The organism is Pontibacter sp. BAB1700 (genome assembly GCF_000277005.1).
Lineage (GTDB): Bacteria > Bacteroidota > Bacteroidia > Cytophagales > Hymenobacteraceae > Pontibacter > Pontibacter lucknowensis.
The window spans coordinates 1-2840 of record NZ_AKIS01000263.1; the positions used below are offsets into that span (position 1 = coordinate 1).

Below are 2840 nucleotides of genomic sequence, written 5' to 3' on the forward strand. Positions count from 1 at the left end.
CCGTCGAACAGGTCAAATATGGCTTTATCGATCAATTCACGCATGGCATCATTCGGTTAAGTCCTGACTCGTTTTAAAGAGAGAGATGAGCCGCCTGAAATCATTCCTCAAGGCCGTAAGCTCCCCTATGTATACCCGCAGCTGCTCCCCTTTTTTGGCATCGTCCAGGTAAGCGTCCAGGATGATCCTGATGTCGGCGTTGATTCTGTCCCGCTCGGCATGGATGGCCAAAATATAAGCTGCCTGCACCCCGGCCTGCACCGCCTCGGCATTCATCCCCAATAGGGCAGTGTTGAGTTCATCGATCTTCTTTTTATACAACAGGTGGTATCCTTTATTCAGGGACCTGTCAGCAAACTTGAACATCTCCTGCTCATATACCTGGCTTACTGCTTCCTCCTGCGCCTGGGCCTTCACCTTGTTCTGGTTCAGCAAAGCCATGGTAGGGCAAGCTGCAGCATGTTCCGCCTGTCAGGCCCTTTCCTGTACTTGTTATGAAACAGAATAAAGTACCATTTCGGGTTGAACTTTCCCCAACGGGTAACAACCTCCCGCTCCAGCTGGTACCTTGTGTTTTTGCTGTTAACTGGCTGCACGCCCTGCCCCAGGGCATCTGTAAAGAGGCCAGGAAGCAGGGCCAGGCACAAAGCGGGTACAAATATTGAATTCATAGCAATAGTGATAATTTACTTCTTGATTGCCTTGTACTCATCCATCAGGGAGCGGATGATCGCCTGGCTGTTGTCAGGGTAGGCAAGTCCCATCGGGTTCATGGTCTTCAAAAGGCCCGCGTACTTGGCCACGCGCATCTTGCGGGTAATGGAATAGGCCAGGCCCCGCATCACCCGCAGCTCGTCCACTACGTGGCGGATCAGGGTGAGCCTGTCGGCATTGTTCATTAGGTTCACATCCGTGCCAATAACAGCCACCTGGTAGATATAGGTAAACAGGTCGGATGTACGGTTGAGCAGCTCCAGCTCTGTCTTGGCAGCGATCAGGAGCAGCTCGTTATCACCGCGCGCCAGTTCCATCATTTGGTTTTGGTAGCGGCCTATGTCCGCGGCAATTTGGGAGGCATAGATAATGTTCTTGCTCTGCCCGATAATAGATTGCACGGATTTAAGGGAATTGTACATCTTTTCCTCCAGCTCCTTGATCTGCGTCATCTTCAGGCTGATGGTAGTCTGCAGGGCCGCGATCTTTCCTTCGTTTTCCTTAATGTCGTTTAAGGCCGCCTGCTGGGCCGTGTGGTTGACAACAAGTGTGGAGACGACCGCTGGGTCAAAAACAACCTGCTGGGCTAGTACATGACCTGTTACCAGGCTCATGAAGCTAAGCGTGTAGAGGTACTTTTTCATAGCTGCGTTGCAAAATCAGGTGAACAAATTCATTTAGCTTGAGCCCCGAGGCCCTGAAGTCTGCGACAAACCTTTCCAGGGCTTCCCTGAAATCCCCATACTTGCTCAGGTACGCTTGCATGGCCTCTTTTTCCTGGCGCTCGGTGGTGAAGGTCAAATACTCTTCCAGCGATACCTCCACACCGTACACCTCACCGGTGGCCCCGCGCTTGATGTAGACTTCCTTGAAGCGGCCCCGCCCCTCTTTGTTGTCGAGGCTGTTGATGGTAAATATCTTCTTGCGCTCCACCTCATTGATAGAGAGCAGCGCGGCGATCTCATCGAAATTGTCCTTGAATTTGGTCTGGTCCAAAAGGCAGATGGTGTCGGAGTTGTTGATGATAGAGTTCTTAACCACAACATTGCCGATGATATCATCCAGCTCCTGTGTCACGACCACGGCCTCTCCCCAGAATTTGCGGACCGTTTTATAGACGTAGAGGATATAGCCGGCCATCAGCGGAGAGGCAATGGCCTTCCAAGCCTCCTCGATGATGAGCGCCTTACGGTTCTTCTTGTGGCGCATCTTCTGAAGGAACACATCCATGATGATCAGGGTGGTGATCGGGAAAAGTACCTTATGCTCCTTGATGGCATCAATTTCGAAAACAATAAAGGGCTCATCAAAAAGGGTGGTATCCATCTCGTTGTTCAGGATCTGGCCATACGCCTCTCCTTTGCAGAACTTCTTGAGGATAAAGCGATAACTGGTCAGGTCAAAGTTAATAGACTCTTTTTGCGTAATCTCGTCGATCTTTCTGATGGAGAAGTCATAGAAAGACTGGAAGGAAAGGTAGCTGCTCTCCAAGCCGTTTTCAAAGTAGTGTTGGTAATAGGAAGTGATGACGGAAGAGAGGACGCTGTCCTCAATTTGGCTGACAGTGCCCTCGGCACCTTTCCAGAGCAGGCCCACCAATGACTTGAGAAACTCCCGCTTCTCCTCGTTGAATTCGGCAGCAGAGATCCGGAAGGGGTTCATGGTGATTGGCTGCTCCTCGGAGTAGGTAATGTAGCGGCCCCTGTAGTAGGCACACAGGCCGGAGTAACTGTGTCCGGTATCCACCAAAATAACATCTGTGTGCTGCAGGGCATACTGCCGGATCAGGTGGTTCATGAAAAATGACTTTCCCGCTCCCGAGGGGCCCAACACGAACTTGTTCCGGTTATTCATCCGGCCTGAGAAGATGGGCGCATCACTCGTGTCAATCGTGATAGGAATTCCCTGCCGGTCCGTGAAGTATACCTGAAAGCTGGATGACTCACTTTGCAGCAGACATTCTTTAAAAAGCAGACATAATGCCGCGTCTGAGGTAGTCAAAAACTTATCATATACTTTAAGCTCCGAACTATTGCCGGGCAATGCACACCGGAATAGCTCGAGTTGGTTATATGCGTTTCGGGAGGGAATAATACCAATGGAAAACAAAGCGCTTTCCAGATAGT

Annotated in this window: 4 protein-coding genes; all 4 read right to left on the minus strand. The window is 50.7% G+C overall.

Annotated features, from left to right (window positions below):
• Positions 1–48: 48 nt before the first annotated feature.
• Positions 49–441, minus strand: a complete 393-nt coding sequence (locus O71_RS21085) for a hypothetical protein (RefSeq protein ID WP_007661335.1) — start codon at positions 439–441, stop codon at positions 49–51.
• Positions 429–671, minus strand: a complete 243-nt coding sequence (locus O71_RS21090) for a hypothetical protein (protein WP_007661344.1) — start codon at positions 669–671, stop codon at positions 429–431. Before O71_RS21090 ends, O71_RS21085 begins: the two co-directional genes overlap by 13 nt.
• A 15-nt stretch (positions 672–686) precedes the next feature.
• Entirely contained in the window at positions 687–1358 is a 672-nt protein-coding gene (locus tag O71_RS21095; protein ID WP_007661346.1) for a hypothetical protein, read from the minus strand.
• Positions 1333–2840: TraG family conjugative transposon ATPase (locus O71_RS21100; protein ID WP_007661347.1), on the minus strand; the 1508-nt coding region annotated here is incomplete at its 5' end. The genes O71_RS21095 and O71_RS21100, both read right to left, overlap by 26 nt.